This window comes from Pseudoglutamicibacter cumminsii (genome assembly GCF_003143995.1).
Classification (GTDB): domain Bacteria; phylum Actinomycetota; class Actinomycetes; order Actinomycetales; family Micrococcaceae; genus Pseudoglutamicibacter; species Pseudoglutamicibacter cumminsii_B.
On record NZ_QFWG01000007.1, the window covers coordinates 92,897 to 111,331 of the forward strand.

Consider the following 18,435-nt stretch of genomic DNA (forward strand, 5'->3'; position numbering starts at 1 on the left):
CGTTATCGGCTGTTAAGCGTAGTGACCATCGCTGCGGCGGACGTGGATGACGTCGCCTGCAGAGATCTGGTGCCGCTTGCCCGTGCTGTCTTCGACGATGAGGTGGCCGTATTCGTCGACGTCGCGCGCAACGCCTGTGATTTCGACGTCTTGCGGCAGGTGGACGCGCGCGTCCACTCCGATGGTTGCGCAGTGTTTGCGGGTTGCGTCGATGAGGCTTGTGCAGCCGAGGGAACCCAGCGGCTGATCGAGCGGGCCACCGGCCGGCAGCCATTCGGAGAGCACCGCGATGACGCGGGTCCAGAACGCCGAGATGAGGTGATGGACGTCGGTCGTGCAGTTGTGGAGCGCGAGCGAGGTAGCGGTTGGCACCGGCAGTTCGTCTTTGGTCTGGGTCAGGTTGGTTCCAATGCCGACGACGAGGTTGAGGCCGCCAGCGCGCGTCGCCTTGGCAGGTTCCCCGGTTGTGATGCCGTTCTTGACACCGGTCTTGTCAGCGACGCCCGTCTTATCAGCCAGTCCTGTTTTGTCGGCGACACCAGTGTTATCGATTCCAGTCTTGTTGCCGTCCGTGCTAGCCGCGGCGCCGCGCGGCCCAGGCGACGAAGGAGCGACCTGCGCGAGGATTCCTGCGACTTTCTCGCCGCCCATCAAAACATCGTTAGGCCATTTGAGGCTCACGTCGGAGGCCGTGGACGCCGCGAGAACGTCCCGCCACACGAGCCCCACGAGCGTCGACGCCATCGCGAGCGATTCCGTCGGAACGCTCGGCGGCGCCTGAATCACCAGAGTCATCGCAAGCGCGGCGCCGGCCGGCGCTTCCCACACGCGGCCAAGCCGGCCTTTACCCGAGCGCTGATCAAGCGTGACGATCAACGTTCCCGTCGCATCGGGCATGTCCGGTCCGCCCAGCTCACCGCTGGACAGCAGAGCGATCGCGTCATCGTTCGTGGACTCGGTGTGGTCCTTGACGATGAGCCGCGGCCATACAGATGTGCGTTCAGAACCGTGCAGGGCCGCCCATTCGGCGTGCGCGTTGGCGGTGATGATGTCGGCTTCAAGTCGCTCTGGGGTGTGCATGTCAACCTTTGCTCGCGTTGAACTTACGATGGTGGTTCGCCTTATGAACCTACCCTGATCAACATATCGCGCCGCGGCGCCTCACTCCCCGCCGCGGCGACTCACTGCCCTGAGATGAGCGATGTCACTCCCCTGGGATCGGCGAGATCGATCCTTTCGGCATGCGGTCTTTAGTCAGGAAGATGTCGGCGGTGAGCGGGCGGTGGGGGTTGATCGCGTAGCCGCTGAGGTCGGTGACGCCGGCCTCAGCGAGCGCTTCTTCGTCGGTCAGGAATTGGCCGGTGAAGGTGCGCGATGGCTGGGTCAGCATGTGGTGTGCGGCGTCGGCGACGATGTCTGGGGTGCGTGCGCCGGAGAGCATCGCTTCGCCGCCGGGAAGGTTTTCGATCGCGGCGGTGTGGATGAGCGATGCGGGCCACAGCGAGTTGGCGGCGATCCCGTCGCTCGCGAACTCTGCCGCGAACCCGAGCGTGGTCATGCTCATCCCGTATTTAGCCATCGTGTAGCCGAGGTGTGCGCCAGCCCATTTCGGGTCGAGGTTCAGCGGCGGGGACAGCGTGAGGATGTGCGGGTTCTCTGCCTTCTTGAGGTGCGGGTACGCGGTTTTCGGCAGTGCGAAGGCTCCGCGCATGTTGATTTGGTGCATGAGGTCGAAGCGCTTCATGTCGAGCGCCGGGGTGGGGCTCAGGTTGATCGCGGAGGCGTTGTTAATCACGATGTCGATGCCACCGAACGCTTCCACTGTTGCGTCGACGGCGCGCTGGATGTCGTCGTCGTTGCGTACGTCGCCGACGATTGCGAGGCCGCGGCCTCCGGCGTCGTTGATCTCTTCGACTGCGGTGTGCACGGTACCTTCGAGGTGAGCGTGTGGCTCGGCGGTTTTGGCGAGGATTGCGATGTTGGCGCCGTCGCGGGCTGCTCGGAGGGCGATCGCGAGGCCGATGCCTCGGGATCCTCCGGACATGAGGATGGTTTTGCCTTTGAGAGTCGCAGTTGGGTTGCTCACGTGTGCCTCCTGATGCAGTCGCGAACGGTGCAAGATCAAAACAGAACAGTTGTGATCCAGGTTACATTGCCCAAGTGACTAGAGAGTAACTAGAAGCGCGCCTGGTCACACTGCCGGCGCCCCACCGACGGTTCCGTCGACACAGACTGGGCTTTCTACCCTGTTTTTGTAGGACTCCCACAAATGCTTTGGCGCAAATACCCCGTAGAATGGGCGAGATGCCTTTCTTTTTGAGAGGTTTCCACCAAAACGAAGGAGAGTTCGCAAGCGATGACCGCACAGCCGTCAGATCCGCAGGATCAGCTGGATCTAACAACGACCGCCGGTAAGCTCGAGGACTTCCATCGCCGCATGGCTGAGACCATCAACCCTGGTGGCGAAGCCGCGATTGAGCGGCAGCATAGCCGCGGCAAGAACACCGCCCGCGAACGCATCGACATGTTCCTTGACCCAGGCTCCTTCGTTGAGTTCGATGCGCTGGCTAAGCACCGCACCACGGCCTTCGGGATGGAGAAGAAGCACCCGCTTGGCGACGGCCTCGTGTCTGGCTACGGAACCGTAGACGGCCGCCCGGTCGCGATCTATTCGCAGGACTTCACGGTCTTCGGCGGCTCGCTCTCCAACGTCAACGGCGAGAAGATCGTCAAGGTTCAGGAATTCGCTCTGCGTAACGGCATGCCGGTTATCGGCCTGCTCGACGGCGGTGGCGCCCGCATCCAGGAGGGTGTCGCCTCCCTTGCGATGTTCGCTGACATCTTTCGCAATAACGTGCACGCATCGGGCGTCATCCCTCAGATCTCTGTGATCATGGGCCCATCGGCTGGCGGCGCCGCATACTCCCCTGCCCTGACGGACTACGTCATCATGGTGGACAAGACGTCCCACATGTTCATTACCGGCCCGGACGTCATCAAGGCTGTCACGGGCGAAGACGTGGACATGGAAACCCTCGGTGGCGCTGGCCACCACAACGCTGAAACAGGTACGTCCACGTACCTTGCGGAGGATGAAGACGACGCACTCGACTTCGTGCGCGAACTGCTCTCCTATTTGCCAAGCAACAACCTCGCCTCCCCGCCGACGCTCTACGCCGACGAACCTGAGCTCGAGGTTACTGAGGACGACGAAGCCCTCGACACGCTGATCCCGGACTCGGCCTCGCAGCCTTACGACATGCGTCAGGTCATCGAGGGTGTGCTCGATGACGGCGAGTTCTTCGAGATGCAGGCGCTCTACGCTCCGAACGTCATGATCGGTTATGGCCGCGTTGAAGGCTCCACCGTGGGCATCGTTGCGAACCAGCCGATGCAGTTCGCGGGAACCCTCGACATCGCAGCTTCCGAGAAGGCAGCGCGTTTCGTGCGCCACTGCGACGCGTTCAACATTCCGGTCCTCACGTTCGTCGACGTGCCTGGCTTCCTGCCAGGTAAGGATCAGGAAGACCAAGGCATCATCCGCCGCGGCGCAAAGCTGCTGTACGCGTATGCCGAGGCGACCGTCCCTAAGATCACGGTCATCACCCGTAAGGCTTTCGGCGGCGCGTACATCGTGATGGGCTCCAAGAAGCTCGGCGCTGACATCAACCTGGCCTGGCCTACCGCGCAGATCGGCGTGATGGGTGCGCAGGGTGCTGTCAACATCCTGTATCGCCGTGACCTAGCAGTCGTTGAGCAGGAAGGCGGCGACGTCGAGGCTCGCCGCACCGAGCTCATCGATGCGTACGAAGCCGAGCTGCTCAACCCGTACCAGGCCGCTGAGCTCGGTTATGTCGATGCGGTGATCGCCCCGAGCGAGACCCGCGTTCAGATTGTCAAGGGCTTGCGTGCAACCCGCGATAAGCATGCAACCAACCCTGACCGTAAGCATGGGAACATTCCACTGTGAGCACCAAGCAAGATTTTTCCTGGGCACCACAAACCACGTCGGCTCCACAGCCGGCGGACCTTCGGGTCGTGCGTGGCGAAGCCACCGATGAGGAGATCGCGGCACTGTTCGCCGTCATCCTTGCAGAGGCTCAGTCACGCCAGGCCGCTGAGCAAGCGCCACCGTCAACCCGCAGCGAAATCCTGCGCCGCGCCGCAACCATCCGCGGACGGTTGACGACGCTACCGGGGCTTTTCCGGCGCAAATAAACTCAATCGGTGGCCCGCAACCCACCGCCTTACGGCAGGCCGATGCGTACGAACACCGTACGCATCGGCCTGCCGCATCGTTCTCAGCGCGCTATTGACAGCGCGGCGTACATGATGCGTCCCAAGGAGGATGTCGATGAGTCAGTTTTCACCGCGGATGGTTCTGCACCGCACCATGGCAGGACAGCGAACCAAAGACCACGGGAAGATCTCCAAGGGGACGCTCAAGCGCATCTGGGGATTCGCATCCAAACGCAAAACGATGCTGTTCCTGTTCCTTGGTCTCTCTGTTGTGATTTCGGTGATCGGGGTCATCACTCCGGTCCTCGCGGGTGATGTTGTCAACGCGATTACCTCCGGCGGGCCAGTTGAAGTGATTGTGTGGCTCGCGATCGCGATCGCTGCACTCGCGCTCGCCGACGCCGGCTTCAGCCTTTTGAACCGTTACTTTTCCTCGAAGCTCGGCGAAGGCTTGATTTACGACCTTCGCACCACGGTGTTCGATCACGTACAGACGATGCCAATCGCGTTTTTCAACCGCACCCGTACGGGCGCTCTGGTTTCACGCTTGAATAACGACGTCATCGGCGCTCAGCGAGCGTTTTCGAACACGCTTTCCGGGGTCGTTGCGAACATCGTTTCGCTCGCTCTCACCGTGGGTGTCATGGTCACGATTTCGTGGCAGGTCACGCTATTTTCGATCTTGCTGTTGCCGGTTTTCTTGATCCCTGCCCGCTTGCTGGGTGGCCGTTTGGCCTCGCTTCAGCGCGAAGCGGCGGACTACAACGCGGCGATGTCCACGCGCATGACGGAGCGGTTCTCCGCGGGTGGCGCTACCTTGGTCAAGTTGTTCGGTGCGCCAAACGCGGAGTCCCAGGCATTTTCCGAGCGCGCCGGCCGGGTGCGGGACATCGGCGTCAAGACTGCGATGTTGCAGACCACCTTTGTTCAGGCGCTCACGCTGGTTTCGGCGTTGGCTTTGGCGCTCGTGTATGGCGTGGGTGGTGTCCAGGCGGTTCTGGGGCACCTCAATGCGGGTGAAGTGGTGACGCTCGCAATGCTGTTGACGCGCTTGTACGCCCCGCTGACGATGCTCGCGAACGCTCGCATGGACATCATGAGCGCGATCGTCTCATTCGAGCGGGTTTTCGAGGTCTTGGATCTGGATCCGCTGATCAAGGAGAAGCCGAATGCGGTCGCTTTGGGTTCCGGCCCGGTCAAGGTTGCGTTCAACGATGTGCGGTTCGCCTACCCGACGGCCGACCAGGTTTCGCTGGCTTCCCTTGAGGACGTCGCGGTGCTTGATCAGCGCGACAGTTCCGAGGTCTTGCACGGGATCGACTTCACGATTGAGGCGGGCCAGACGGTTGCGCTCGTGGGGTCGAGTGGCGCGGGTAAGTCCACGATCGCGTCGCTTCTTCCACGGCTGTATGACGCGACGGAAGGTAGCATCACGCTCAACGATGTCGATGTGTGTGACGTGAGTTTCGATTCGCTCAAGCACACGATCGGCGTCGTGACCCAAGACGGTCACCTGTTCCATGAGTCGATCCGCGATAACCTCGCGATCGCTTCGCCGAACGCTACGGATGAGCAACTGTGGTCTGCGCTCGAGCGTGCGCGGCTCAAGCCTGTGATTGAGGCACTGCCCGATGGCCTGGATACGGTGATCGGTGAGCGCGGCTACCGCTTGTCTGGTGGCGAGCGGCAGCGGCTCACGATTGCACGTTTGCTTCTCGCGGCTCCGGCTGTGGTCGTCTTGGATGAGGCGACCTCGGCTTTGGATTCGACGAACGAAGCCGCGGTTCAGAACGCGCTTTCGGAAGCTATGGCTGGCCGGACAGCACTCGTGATTGCCCACCGGCTCTCAACGATCCGTGCGGCGGACGCGATCCTTGTGGTCGAGGGCGGCCGCATCATCGAGCAAGGTAACCACGAGGAGCTATTAGCTCAGGGCGGACGCTACGCCGAGCTGTACCGGACCCAGTTCGCCTCTCAGGAATGATCACCTCAGGGTGATCCCTGCCACGAATCGCTCGGTTCTGGCCAGATTCCTGACATGTTCTGTAACACAACACGCATTTGTTTTATTGGTCATGCACATACTGTGTCAGTGTTTGTGTTCCCGGGTTAACGCGCGCGTGAGCCGTCGTTGCACGGTAATAGGCGTACGCTAGACACCCTGGAATTACTTATTCCCGGCCGCCAAGGCCGGTGCCACTGTGAAGGGAGGGTCCGATGATTACGTTGAAAGGCTTGCGTAAAGAGTTCGCAGGCACAACTGCTTTAGAAGGCATCGATCTGCACGTTGAGTCCGGCCTCATCCACGGAATCGTCGGACGCTCGGGCGCAGGTAAATCGACTCTGATTCGTTGCCTCACCGGACTCGAAACCCCGACGTCGGGAACCGTGGAAATCAACGGCGAAGACGTCACCGCCTACACCGGCGCTCGTTTGCGTAAAGCCCGCCGATCCATCGGGATGGTCTTCCAGCACGCCGAGCTGTTGGATTCCAAGACCGCGCTCGAGAACATCGCTCACCCTCTGCTGATCGCCGGGGTCAAGAAGAAGCAGGCGATGGAGCGGGCACGTGAACTCGTAACCCTCGTTGGTCTGGATGGTCGCGAAAACAACCACCCGGCTCAGCTTTCAGGTGGGCAACGTCAGCGCGTCGGTATCGCACGCGCGCTCGCGACCGAACCGAAGATTTTGTTGTGTGACGAGCCGACGTCGGCGCTCGACTCAACCACGACCGCCCAGATCCTCGCCCTCATCAAGCGCCTCCGCGACGACCTCGGCATCACCGTCTTGATCATCACCCACGAAATGTCGGTGGTCCGTGAGATCTGCGATTCCGTGACCCTGCTCGCCGAAGGCCGGAATCAGCACACCGCATCGTTGCGTGATGTGCTCTCCGACCCGTCGTCTACGTTGGCGCGCGAGCTAATCCCGTTGCCATCCGCACCGATCCGCGACGCCGAAGACGACACCGCGATGCTGGAGATCAGCATCGCCGGCATGTCCGCGTCAGAGGTATTCGAAGCAGCACAGCAGGCGGGAACCCCGATCGTCGAAGTTGAGGCCGCTATGTTGGAGCGTATCGCAGGCCTCGATGTTGGCCGCATGCGGATCCGTAGCACTGACACTCAAGCCACCCGCGCGTTGGCTCGCACCCTGTCCGAACGTGGAATCTACGTCGAGGAGGCAGCATGATTACACAACTGAACACGCTCGCTACACACCTCCACACTGTCCCTGGGCAGGTGCTCGCCGCAGACGGGGAAACCTGGTTCAACAACCCGGTGATCCGGGATTCGCTGTGGCCAGCAACCCAAGAGACGCTGCTGATGACCGTTTTCTCGTCGGTCTTTGCGGTAGTCCTAGGCCTTCCACTGGGTATCTGGGTGTGGATGACGTCAAAGGGCGGACTCGCTCCGAACCCTGTGGTGCACCGCATCATCAGCTCGATCGTTGACCTCGGCCGTTCGATCCCGTTCATCATTCTCATCATCGCGTTGATCCCGTTCACACGGTTCATGGTCGGTAAAGCGATCGGGTGGGAAGCGACCGTGGTCCCGCTCGCTGTGGGCGCGATCCCGTTCTTCGCGCGGCTCGCTGAAAGCGCGATGCGTGAAGTGGCTACAGGCAAGATCGAAGCCGTGCAGATGATGGGCGCAACGAACGGGCAGATCGTGCGCCAAGTCATGATCCCTGAGGCGATGCCCGCGCTGGTTTCCTCGGCGACCGTCACCGCGGTCACGCTGGTTTCCTACACCGCGATGGCCGGCGCAGTCGGCGGCGGAGGCCTCGGTGCGCTCGCGATGAACTATGGCTACAGCCAATACCAAACGGACACGATGATCGCCTGCATCATCGTCGTCGTCGCAATCGTTATCGCTATTCAAATGTTCGGTGACTGGCTCGCGCGCCGCGTCAACCACCGCTAATCCAAACCGTCCTCAGATACGCATATCTGGGAACACTCACCCCTAAGGAGAACAATGCGCTTCTTGCGTAAGTTCGCGGCAGGCTCTGCCGCACTAGCAGTCACCGTCAGCCTCGCTGGATGCGGCCTCATGGGCGGCAACGATAAGAGCAGCGTCGGTAAAGAAGACGGCGACATCACGACCCTGACGATCGGCGCTACCCCGGTCCCGCAGGCCAAGATCCTCAAGTTCGTGGACGATAACCTCGCCAAGGACGCCGGCCTTGACCTCGAAATCAAGGAATTCACCGACTACGCGCTCCCTAACCAGGCGCTCAACGACGGCGACATCGACGCCAACTACTTCCAGCACGAGCCATACCTCAAGGAAGAGATCTCCAAGAAGGGCTACGAGCTCGCCCACTTCGAGGGCATCCACATCGAGCCGCTCGCGCTGTACTCCTCGAAGGCTAAGAGCGTTGATGAGATCAAGGACGGCGGCAAGATCGCTATCCCGAACGATCCATCCAACATGGGCCGTGCGCTCAAGCTGCTTGAAGACGCTGGCCTGATCAAAATCAAGGACGGCGTTGACGCCGTTTCCGCGACGATCCACGACATCGATGAGAACTCGAAGAACCTCCAGTTCGTAGAAGCCGATGCCGCTACCCTGCCGCGCGTCATGGAAGACCTCGACGGCGCGGTCATCAACGGCAACTTCGCTCTTGAAGGCGGCCTGACCCCGTCCGAGGACGGCCTGTTCCTCGAGAAGGCTGAAGACAACCCGTACGCGAACCTGCTGGCTGTCCGCGAGTCCACCAAGGATGACGAGAACATCAAGAAGCTCGACGAGCTGCTGCACTCCGATGAGGTCAAGCAGTTCATCGAAGAAAACTGGAAAGACGGAACCGTCATCCCAGCGTTCTAATTCGGTTGCGGTTTAGCGCGGTTACTCTTTAACGCCCCGGGGCTCCAGAGACACGTTCTCTGGAGCCCCGGCGTTTAACGCGAATTAGGCGCCTACTGTTAGTTGCCCTCTACAGGCGCGAAGAAGTCGGCCTTCGTTGCATTCGGGTGCGTAGCCAGCGGGGTCACCTTGACGTCCATGTACTTGAACATCGGGAAGCCCTGGAAGATCGAGTGGAGCTCATCGTGGCCGTCGACGTCATACATCGAGTAGTTCGAGTACTCCCCGACCACGCGCCAGATGCCCTTCATGATGCCGCGGTTCTGAAGATCAGAAGAGTAGGCCTTCTCTCGCTTCTGGAAGTCAGCCATCGTGTCCGGGTCCATGTCCTCCGGGAAGTGAACGTCCATGCGGGCCAGAAACAGCATCGTGATCTCCTTCGCGTGAATGTGCAGTCTGGTGTGTGCTCAGTCTGTATGCCTAGGCTTCAGCCTATTCACCCTTTACCGTAGTCTGAAGTATCTAAACCACAGGCATTGATACCTGGGGCGTATGGGTAGGGCTCATAAAAGTCTTTCACATTTCGCCCCCGCTGAACCTAGGGTGAGATACGTCACCGGACTCGAGATTCGAGTGCGATGCGCCCAACGCGACCGAGTATCAGACCGAGTATCACTGCCTGCACGAAACGGAGAGGACCCATGGAACTACGCCATTTGCGGTACTTCGTGGCAGTTGCAGAAGAAAAGCACTTCGGACGCGCCGCCCAGCGACTACACATCGCACAGCCGCCGCTTTCAGCGCAGATCAAACAGCTCGAACAAGAACTCGGAACTCAGCTGTTTGAACGCACGACCCGCCGCGTTGATCTCACCCCCGCCGGTGAGCTGCTCCTCGAGCGAGCGACCGGGATCCTTTCCGCCGTCGAATCCGCGCAAAGTGACGTGGCCGATGTCGGTGCCGGCTCCGCGGGTGTGCTGCGGGTTGGCTTCACGGGCAGCGCGACCCACGAACTCATGCCGGCCGCGATCCGCCTCTCCCACCATCGATACCCATCGGTACGGCTCAAAGTCTTCGGTGAGCTGCTGACCCCTCACATGGAGCAAGCTCTACTCGATAACCGCATGGATCTGGCTGTACTGCGGCCGCCTATTTCATCCGATGAACTGAACTACAAGCCCATCATGGACACCCGGCTCGCGTTGGCGATCAGCCGGAACCATCCCCTCGCGGAAGACTCCGGTCCAGTGAGCCCCGAAGACGTCATGAACATCGACGTCGTGAGCTATCCCCGTGAATCCGCCGTAGCATCGCTCGCCTACCAAGCCTGCCGCGAACACGGCTTCCGGCCGCGCGTGGTGCAAACCGCAACCGAAACCAGCACGCTCAACGCGCTCGTGGCTGCGAACATCGGGGTCGCGTTCGTTCCGTATTCCGCGCAGTACCCCTTCCAGGAGTCCATCGTCCTGCGCCCACTGCAGACCGACATCACGGTCAGCCTCGGCATCGCGTGGAAGGGCGACGCGCTGACCCCTATCGCAGAAAACTTCATCACCACGACCATCGACGCGGCGGCCAAGCTGCCGCAGCCGGACGTGGCATACCCAGACATAACGGGCCGGGATAAGACGGACCGGAACCGCACACGCAAGAGCTAAAACCTACAGACCGTGGGAGGACACCGTGAAAATCACTGGCATCGAGGCGATCCCGTACAACATTCCGTACGTGAAGCCGCTCAAGTTCGCCTCTGGCGAGGTGCACAACGCCGAGCACGTGCTGGTGCGCATCCACACTAATGCCGGCGTCACAGGCGTTGCTGATGCCCCTCCACGGCCTTATACCTACGGTGAAACCCAGCATTCGATCAAGTCGATCATCGACGAGGTTTTCGCGCCGGAAATCATCGGTTTGAACCCGCTGGATCGCGAGAAGGTTCGCGCGATCATGCACCGCACGATCCACAACCAGGTAGCCAAGGGCGCGGTCGATATCGCGCTGTGGGACATCGCGGGCAAGATCACCGAGCAGCCGGTGCATAAGCTTTTGGGTGGCTATACGGATTCGATGCGGGTCTCCCACATGCTCGGGTTCAAGCCAGCCGCTGAGCTGGTTGAGGAAGCTCAGATGTTCGGTGAGAAGTACGGCATCACAACGTTCAAGCTCAAGGTCGGCCGACTGCCCGTGAGCGAGGATGTTGAGGCGTGCCATGCGCTCGTTGAGCACCTCGGCGACGATGTGGAGATCTACCTGGACGCTAACCGCGGCTGGACCGCTAACCAGGCGATGGATGTTCTGCGGCAGATCGAGGACCTCCCAATCACGCTGTTCGAAGAACCGAACGATGCGAAAGAGGCGATGGGCCGCCGTCGATTGGTGCAGCACTCGCGCATCCCGATTGTGGGCGACGAGTCGGTTCCGACCGCCGGGGACGCATCGCGTGAGCTGTTGTCCGGCGGCTGCAACGCGATCTGCATCAAGACCGCGCGCTCCGGTTTCACTGAGGCGACCGAGATTCTCGGGCTGTGCACAGGCCTCGGCGTTGACGTGACGATAGGCAATCAGATTGACACCCAGGTCGGCTCGCTGGCAACCGTAACGTTCGGCGCCGCACACAAAGCGACCTCAGCACGCGCGGGCGAGCTGTCCAACTTCCTCGACATGGCCGATGACCTGCTCGCTGACCCTATCGAGATTATTGACGGGCGCATCGCGGTCCGCGACATCCCGGGAGTCGGCGCTGAGATCGACGAAGACAAACTCAACCGCTACCGCGTGGACCTGTAAATGCTGAAATCTGTAGCTACGGAGATCTGAAGCTACAGAATCAATCAAACGACAGTGGCCCCGACCGTTACGGTCGGGGCCACGCGCCTACCTCATCCGCAGGGCTTCATTCAACGCCCTAACGAATCAGCGCTGTATACGGATCAGCGTTCTGGGTCGAGAACGAAGTCATACTGGACCTCTTCGCCTTCGCCGTCGCTTGCCGGCTTAGGGTCGAGCATGAGTTCAGGCTTGACTGCCGATGCGATGTCGTCGTCATTGTGCTCGTCGCCTGGGAAGTAGAGCTGGGCGGTGAGCAGCTCGTAGCCTGGCGCGGAGACCTTGACGTGGATGTGCGCTGGACGCCATGCGTGCCAGCCAGCGGCCTCGATCAGCTGACCGCATGCGCCTTCGGTTGGGATCTGGTACGGCGCAGGGCGGATCGTCTTGATATCGAATTCGCCGTCCTCGTTAGCGAGGAAGCTTGCGCGCAGGTTCCACTCCGGGATGCCTGGAGCGAACTGCGAATACAGGCCGTATTCGTCGGCGTGCCACATCTCGATCTTCGCGTTGGACAGCGGCGTGCCGTCAACAGCGGTGACCTTGGACTTGAAACGGAACGGAGTGCCCGGCTCGTCTTCGCGCATCGGGATCTTGGCGTCCCACTCGTACTCTGGGGAGTCTTCGACGTAGTAAGGGCCTTCGATGGTGCCCTTGGAGCCTTCGCGGTGCTCGGTTGCTACGTCCTCAACTGCGTGCTCGATCCACACGTCGAGGAACAGCGGCCACTCGCCGTCTTCGCCGACCTTGATGAGCCAAGACTTCAGAGCGTTGTACTCATCGTAGGAAACCTTCTCTTCGTAGACGATGTCGGTCAGGGCCTTGATGGCCTTGCCGGCAAGCAGGCTGACGCGTTCGTGGTCAACTGGCTGATCGCTGCGGTGTGCAGCAGCGCGGTCCTTGAAGCGGGCCGATGCCTGTGCGCCGGAGTCTGCGGCGCGGGCTTCAGATGCCTGGGTGTGCTGGGTAGCCATGATTGCTCCTTATGGGTTGAGTAGTTGTGGTCGTTCTGGGTTGGGTTGAGGTTATATCCCGATGCGGCGTCTGGTCTGGTGCCGCTACGGAAGGCTTATGCAGGATGGATGCCCCGGTATTTCGCCGCGGTGATGAATGCTTCGAGGTTCACCTCATCCTTGCGGAATGCCGCGATGCGCAGTGCGAGGCGGAGGATCATCTTGATGTCGCGCGGAGTGACTTCAGGGAACGTTTCTACGAGGGTGTCCAGCAACTCGTCCCCGAGGTCAGCGCCGTGGCCGTCTGCGAGCATTCCCCAGATGGTGCGGGCGTCTTCGCGGCTCGGCAGGTCGTAGTCGATCACGACTGCGCAACGAGCCAGGATGGCCTCGTCGACCCCGTCCACGCGGTTGGTCGTGAGGAACAGGAGCCCGTCGTAGTACTCGAGGGTGCGCAGGAATTCCGCAACAATCGCGTTCTGCTCAAGCTCAAGCCCGCGCTGCAGCACGAAGACGTCGGCTTCGTCGAGCAACAGCACCGCGTCCCAGCGCTTGGCACGCTCGAATGCGGTCTCGAGGTTTTTCCGGATCGATTCGGGGTTAATCCCAAGCGTTCCGGTATGGATCGAGTACAGCGGACGGTGTGAAACTTCGGCGTATACCTCCGCGGTCAGTGTTTTACCGACGCCTGGCCGGCCGCGAGCGAGGATCACGTTGCCTGCAGACTTGCCTTCGATGATGTCTCCGGTGAACACGGAGATGTCGGAGGTCAGGATGTCGAGCAGCTCGACTTGCTCCTCTGGCAGAACCAGCTTGTCTCGCAGGTTTTCGTCGTATTCGTACGGGGTGAGGTCGCCGACGTTGACGTCGATGTAGTCTTGCGCGGCAAGGTCGAAGACCGCGACGGCGGTCACGACGGGAACCTCACCGAGGCCTTGACCGTCAGTGCTGTCAGCAAGAACCGATGGTGAACCGGTACGCAACGGGGCGATCGAGCCTGGCTTGACGTCCTGAACCACTTTTCGGTTGGTGCGGCTCTTGGGGGATTTGTGGTCTTCGGTGCGGATCGCGGTTCCGGTGAACATGAACTGCTGCGCGAAGCCGTTATCGATGACATCTTGGTACACGTCGCGGCGCTTCTGGTAAGCGGCCTTGAGCTCTTCGGTCTCGTGGAATGCTCCCTGAGCCGTCAGTGCCTGCTCCGGGGTTTTACCCACGATCGCGGAGTCTTCCAGCAACAAAAGCCGTGGCGTCTTGGAAGGCCGCTGCACCGTGGGGCTGTCAGCCTCCATCGTGATCTTGACGCGTGCATCGCGAGAGATGTCGGCGTGTTCAAATTTGATGTCGGCTACTAGATACGGGTGCAGATAGCCGTCCTCTTCTTGCACGTAGACCCAGCCGTCGATCTTGTCGTCGGCGAGGAACTGCTTGAAGAGCGCTTCAGCCGATTCGATGCTCGGGATGGTCCCGTAGTCGCCCTTGCGTGCTGCTTGAACTGCGGCGACGGTACGAACAAAGGTCTCGTTACCTAGAGATTCTGCGGTTGCAGCGAGGTCTTCAAGTGCGTGGTCAGTGAGGAAACGGTCTGGGATTCCCATGCCCTCGGATCGCCAGGTCTTGGCTTGCTCGCGAGATACAGCCATGTCTTCCGATGTTGTGGCTCGAACCACTGCGGCTGGCGCAATGAACATCAGGCCCACTCCTCACACAACACATTCGCATTAGTGACCTAGACCCTCCTCTAGTGATCCAGGTCACCCGTTCTGCACCTCACCTTAGCGGAGATTTTGAGACTCGAGAATTACCTAGTCCGTATGAACCTAGACGTTCCAGATATAGGTCTGATAACGCTGATCTAACTATGGTTAGCCTCTCTTCGCTAGAAACTGTCAGGGGTTTACCAGATCATGGATGCATGGGCGGTTTTAAAGGTTTTGCGAAGAAGTATTTTCTGGCGATCACAGCGCTCGTAGCGCTCGCGGTCGTCGTCACGTTGTGGGCGCTTGGCAGCCCGGCGGCGCGTTGGCTCGCTACCGTGTACGTTTCGCTCATCATCCTCATCACGGCCGTCGACATGGTCAAGAGCGTGTTGCGCGGCAACTTCGGCCTCGACATCCTCGCGGTTGTCGCGATGGTCGCCTCACTCTTGGTGGGTGAATACATCGCCGCGACGATCATCGCGCTCATGCTCACCGGTGGCGAAGCCCTCGAAGACTATGCGGCTTCACGGGCTCAACGTGAGCTCACCGCGCTCGTCGACCGGGCACCCGATACCGCCCATCACATCACCTCAAGTGACTCGTATGCTCTCGCGGCCGCCGATGCGGTGGCTGGCTCCGCAGATCACGAGCTGGAAGTGGGGCTCGGCCTCGTCGATGTTCCGGTCACTGAGGTCGAGGTTGGCGATGTTCTGCTGGTCCGCCCGTCCGAGGTCGTTCCAGTGGATGCCGAACTGCTCGACGATCACGCTTCGGTCGACGAAGCGAGCCTCACAGGTGAACCGCTCCCCGTCAGCAAAACGCGCGGCGAGAAGCTCATGTCGGGTTCCGTCAACGGTCACACCGCTATCCGTGTTCGCGCGATCGCGACCGCGGACGATTCGCAGTATCAGCGCATCGTGCAGCTCGTGCGCGAGGCCGAGCAACAACAAGCACCGACCGTGCGCGTCGCGGACCGTTTCGCTGTGCCTTTCACGATCGTTTCGCTCCTCGTTGCCGGTGCCGCGTGGTGGTTGTCTGGCGATCCGGTACGTTTCGCCGAAGTCCTGGTTTTGGCGACGCCATGCCCTCTGTTGATCGGTGCCCCGGTCGCGTTCATGGGCGGGATGTCCCGCGCATCCCGTTTGGGTGTCATCGTCAAGGGTGGCGCAACACTCGAGGCGCTGTCCCGCGCGAACTCGGCTGCCTTCGACAAAACCGGAACCGTCACGTTCGGCCACCCGAGCATCGAACGCATCCTCCCCACCGAAGGTTTCGAAGAAAACCGACTGTTGCAGATCACCGCGACTGCCGAACAGTTCTCATCCCACGTTCTGGCTGAAGGCATCATCCAGGAAGCGCAAGAACGAGGACTCGAGATGCTCGAAGCCCACGATGCGAGTGAGATCGCAACCAACGGCGTGAGCGCGGTCGTCGACGGCCACAACGTCCGTGTCGGCAAGAAGACCTTCATCGAAGAAGTCGTAGGCGATATCGCCCAGCCTGAACTGCAGGCCTCCCAAACCGCTGTATACATCAGCGCTGGGGACACATTGGGTGGCGTCATCGTGATGGCAGACGAGGTTCGCGAAGAAGCCGCCGGAACCATCGAGGCGCTCCGCGAACTCGGCGTGAGCAACATCGCGCTGCTGACCGGCGATAACCAGGCGACCGCAGATTCGGTCGGTACGCACATCGGTATCACCGACATCGCAGGCAACCTGTTGCCCGAAGACAAAGTCCGCCGCATTACCGAGATGAAACAGCCGACCCTCATGGTCGGCGACGGCATTAACGACGCCCCAGTGCTGGCCGCGGCCGGCGTGGGCGTCGCAATGGGTGCGCGCGGCGCATCGGCCGCAAGTGAATCCGCCGACGCCGTCATCACCCGCGAAGACATCTCGCTGGTCGCCCGCGCCGTCGACGTCGGTAAATGGACGTACCAGGTTGCGATCACCGCGATCCTCATCGGTATCGCCCTCTCGCTGGGCCTCATGGGCTTCGCCGCGTTCGGTTTCATCCCGGCAACCATCGGCGCGCTACTGCAGGAGGTCGTGGATCTTGCGTGCATCCTCTACGCGCTCCGCGCTCTCGGCGGACCGGACCGTGTGAGCCGATTCCTCCCTCAGCAGAACGCGTCTACACGTGACCGAGCTCTCATTTAGAGGGATAACGTTTTAGGCTAGTTTCATGACTACACCTACATCACCACGTACCCCTTCGGCGATCGATGCAGTTGCCGAGGAATTTATGACCGCGTTCGGCAAGCTCGTACCTGAACACCTCGTGAGCATCGGGAGCCCGGACGCTCCCGACCACTACGCGGACTACTCCCCTGCAGGCACGGCGCAGGAGCGCGAACTGTACGTATCGACGCTCGAGAAGCTCAAGACGCTCGAGCCAACCGATGACGCCGACGCCGTCACGCTCGACATCATGAACGAGCGCCTCACGGTCAAGCTCGAACTGTTGGATACCGGCGTTCCGTCGTTCAACAACATCGCTTCCCCGGCCCAAGGCATCCGATCGATCCTCGACCTCATGCCGCAAAAGACCGCTGAAGACTGGGCCACGATCACGCGCCGCATCAAGCACATCCCTGCCGCGCTGGAGGGCTACCGTGCAACCCTCGAGGAGGCACGCACCAACGGCAAGGTCCCAGCAGTACGCCAGGTGGACATCGTCGCTGAGCAGTGCGCGGCCTACGCGGCCGAGGACGGCTACTTCGCGAAGATCGCCGAGATCGCAGCCCCTGCCGGACTCGACGATGCGGCACGCGATGAGCTCGTTGCCGCCGCGTCCCAGGCCGGCGAAGCCTACGCAGATTTCGCTGAGTACGTCACCAACGTTCTGCGCCCATCGGCCCGCCAAGAAGACGCGTGCGGCCGCGAATACTACGCACTCGCATCGCGTGACTTCCTCGGCGCCGAAGTAGACCTCGAAGAGGCCTACCAGTGGGGTGTTGAAGAGCTCGACCGCATCATCGCAGAACAAGAAGAGGTCGCCGAGCAGATCAAGCCGGGCGCAACCATCGAAGAAGCGATGGACGTACTCAACGCAGACCCTAAACGCCAGCTTCACGGCACGGATGCACTGCGCGAATGGATGCAGGAGCTCTCCGACAAGGCCGTGCGCGAGCTCGCAGGAACCCACTTCGAGATCGACCCTCCGATGGACCGCCTCGAATGCATGATCGCCCCAACCAACGAAGGCGGCATCTACTACACGGGCCCATCCGATGACTTCTCCCGCCCGGGCCGCATGTGGTGGTCCGTGCCAGAGGGCGAAGACACGTTCACGACGTGGTCGGAAACCTCGACCGTCTACCACGAGGGCGTGCCAGGCCACCACCTGCAGATCGCTACCTCGACCATCAACTCGGACGAACTCAACAGCTTCCGCCGCGAATTCTCCTGGACCTCGGGCCACGGCGAAGGCTGGGCTCTCTACGCTGAGCGCCTCATGGAAGAACTCGGCTACCTCGAAGACCCAGGCGACCGCCTCGGAATGCTCATGGCACAGCGCCTTCGCGCGGCCCGCGTCGTGTTCGACATCGGTTTGCACTGCGGTTTCGACATCCCAGAGCGTTGGGGCTCCGGCGTCTGGACTGCTGAGAAGGGCCTCGAGTTCCTCAAGAAGAACGTCTTCGAGTCCGAAGGCCGCATCGAATTCGAGTGGCTGCGCTACATGGGCTGGCCAGGCCAGGCACCGTCCTACAAGATCGGCGAGCAGATCTGGATGCAGATCCGCGCAGAAGCCGAAGAGCGTGAAGGCTCCGAGTTCAGTGCTAAAGACTTCCACACCCGCGCGCTCAAGCTCGGCGGTATGGGTCTCGACTCACTGCGCCGCGCGCTCCGCTAATGAAGACGCTCCGCTAAGCAGGGCGCACAGCTACGCAGCGCTCGGCTA

15 protein-coding genes are annotated in these 18,435 nt (G+C 61.1%); 10 read left to right on the top strand and 5 right to left on the bottom strand.

Going from position 1 to position 18,435, the window contains the following annotated elements:
- Positions 1-12 precede the first annotated feature (12 nt).
- Positions 13-1,080, bottom strand: a complete 1,068-nt coding sequence (locus CAY35_RS06575; protein WP_109303850.1) for a biotin--[acetyl-CoA-carboxylase] ligase — start codon at positions 1,078-1,080, stop codon at positions 13-15.
- Positions 1,081-1,204: 124 nt separating this feature from the next.
- Entirely contained in the window at positions 1,205-2,086 is an 882-nt protein-coding gene (locus tag CAY35_RS06580) for an SDR family oxidoreductase (protein WP_309136529.1), read from the bottom strand.
- Between the two features lie 270 nt (positions 2,087-2,356).
- On the opposite strand from CAY35_RS06580, the gene CAY35_RS06585 reads away from it, so the two are divergent.
- The 6 genes from CAY35_RS06585 to CAY35_RS06610 all read left to right on the top strand — a co-directional run bounded on the left by CAY35_RS06585 (position 2,357) and on the right by CAY35_RS06610 (position 9,071).
- The gene (locus tag CAY35_RS06585) at positions 2,357-3,970 is read left to right on the top strand and encodes an acyl-CoA carboxylase subunit beta (RefSeq protein ID WP_109303851.1); all 1,614 of its coding nucleotides are present in this window, start codon (positions 2,357-2,359) and stop codon (positions 3,968-3,970) included.
- Positions 3,967-4,218 (top strand): acyl-CoA carboxylase subunit epsilon, encoded by a 252-nt coding sequence (locus CAY35_RS06590; protein WP_109303852.1) that lies wholly within the window; start codon positions 3,967-3,969, stop codon positions 4,216-4,218. The genes CAY35_RS06585 and CAY35_RS06590 overlap by 4 nt, the downstream gene beginning before the upstream one ends.
- Before the next feature lie 136 nt (positions 4,219-4,354).
- Positions 4,355-6,223, top strand: a complete 1,869-nt coding sequence (locus CAY35_RS06595) for an ABC transporter ATP-binding protein (RefSeq protein ID WP_109303853.1) — start codon at positions 4,355-4,357, stop codon at positions 6,221-6,223.
- Positions 6,224-6,456: 233 nt separating this feature from the next.
- The gene (locus tag CAY35_RS06600; RefSeq protein WP_109303854.1) at positions 6,457-7,431 is read left to right on the top strand and encodes a methionine ABC transporter ATP-binding protein; all 975 of its coding nucleotides are present in this window, start codon (positions 6,457-6,459) and stop codon (positions 7,429-7,431) included.
- Positions 7,428-8,165, top strand: a complete 738-nt coding sequence (locus CAY35_RS06605) for a methionine ABC transporter permease (protein ID WP_109303855.1) — start codon at positions 7,428-7,430, stop codon at positions 8,163-8,165. Before CAY35_RS06600 ends, CAY35_RS06605 begins: the two co-directional genes overlap by 4 nt.
- Before the next feature lie 54 nt (positions 8,166-8,219).
- Positions 8,220-9,071 (top strand): MetQ/NlpA family ABC transporter substrate-binding protein, encoded by an 852-nt coding sequence (locus tag CAY35_RS06610; RefSeq protein WP_101630251.1) that lies wholly within the window; start codon positions 8,220-8,222, stop codon positions 9,069-9,071.
- Between the two features lie 98 nt (positions 9,072-9,169).
- On the opposite strand, the gene catC is transcribed toward CAY35_RS06610, so the two are convergent.
- Positions 9,170-9,478, bottom strand: a complete 309-nt coding sequence (gene catC / locus CAY35_RS06615; protein WP_109303856.1) for a muconolactone Delta-isomerase — start codon at positions 9,476-9,478, stop codon at positions 9,170-9,172.
- A 273-nt stretch (positions 9,479-9,751) separates the two neighbouring features.
- Here catC and CAY35_RS06620 point away from each other — a divergent pair, with 273 nt between their 5' ends.
- Together CAY35_RS06620 and CAY35_RS06625 are read left to right on the top strand one after the other, a co-directional pair.
- Complete coding sequence (locus CAY35_RS06620) at positions 9,752-10,708, top strand: LysR family transcriptional regulator (RefSeq protein WP_258265673.1); 957 nt, start codon at positions 9,752-9,754, stop codon at positions 10,706-10,708.
- Between the two features lie 25 nt (positions 10,709-10,733).
- Positions 10,734-11,837, top strand: a complete 1,104-nt coding sequence (locus CAY35_RS06625; protein WP_109303857.1) for a mandelate racemase/muconate lactonizing enzyme family protein — start codon at positions 10,734-10,736, stop codon at positions 11,835-11,837.
- A gap of 143 nt (positions 11,838-11,980) precedes the next feature.
- Here the strand turns inward: CAY35_RS06625 and catA are convergent, their stop codons facing one another.
- Entirely contained in the window at positions 11,981-12,850 is an 870-nt protein-coding gene (gene catA, locus CAY35_RS06630; protein ID WP_109303858.1) for a catechol 1,2-dioxygenase, read from the bottom strand.
- Positions 12,851-12,945: 95 nt separating this feature from the next.
- The gene (locus CAY35_RS06635) at positions 12,946-14,520 is read right to left on the bottom strand and encodes an AAA family ATPase (protein ID WP_109303859.1); all 1,575 of its coding nucleotides are present in this window, start codon (positions 14,518-14,520) and stop codon (positions 12,946-12,948) included.
- 224 nt (positions 14,521-14,744) lie between these two features.
- On the opposite strand from CAY35_RS06635, the gene CAY35_RS06640 reads away from it, so the two are divergent.
- On the top strand, positions 14,745-16,691 hold the full coding sequence (locus CAY35_RS06640; protein WP_109303860.1) for a heavy metal translocating P-type ATPase: 1,947 nt from the start codon (positions 14,745-14,747) through the stop codon (positions 16,689-16,691).
- A gap of 25 nt (positions 16,692-16,716) precedes the next feature.
- On the top strand, positions 16,717-18,387 hold the full coding sequence (locus CAY35_RS06645) for a DUF885 domain-containing protein (protein ID WP_109303861.1): 1,671 nt from the start codon (positions 16,717-16,719) through the stop codon (positions 18,385-18,387).
- The last annotated feature ends 48 nt before the right edge of the window (positions 18,388-18,435 follow it).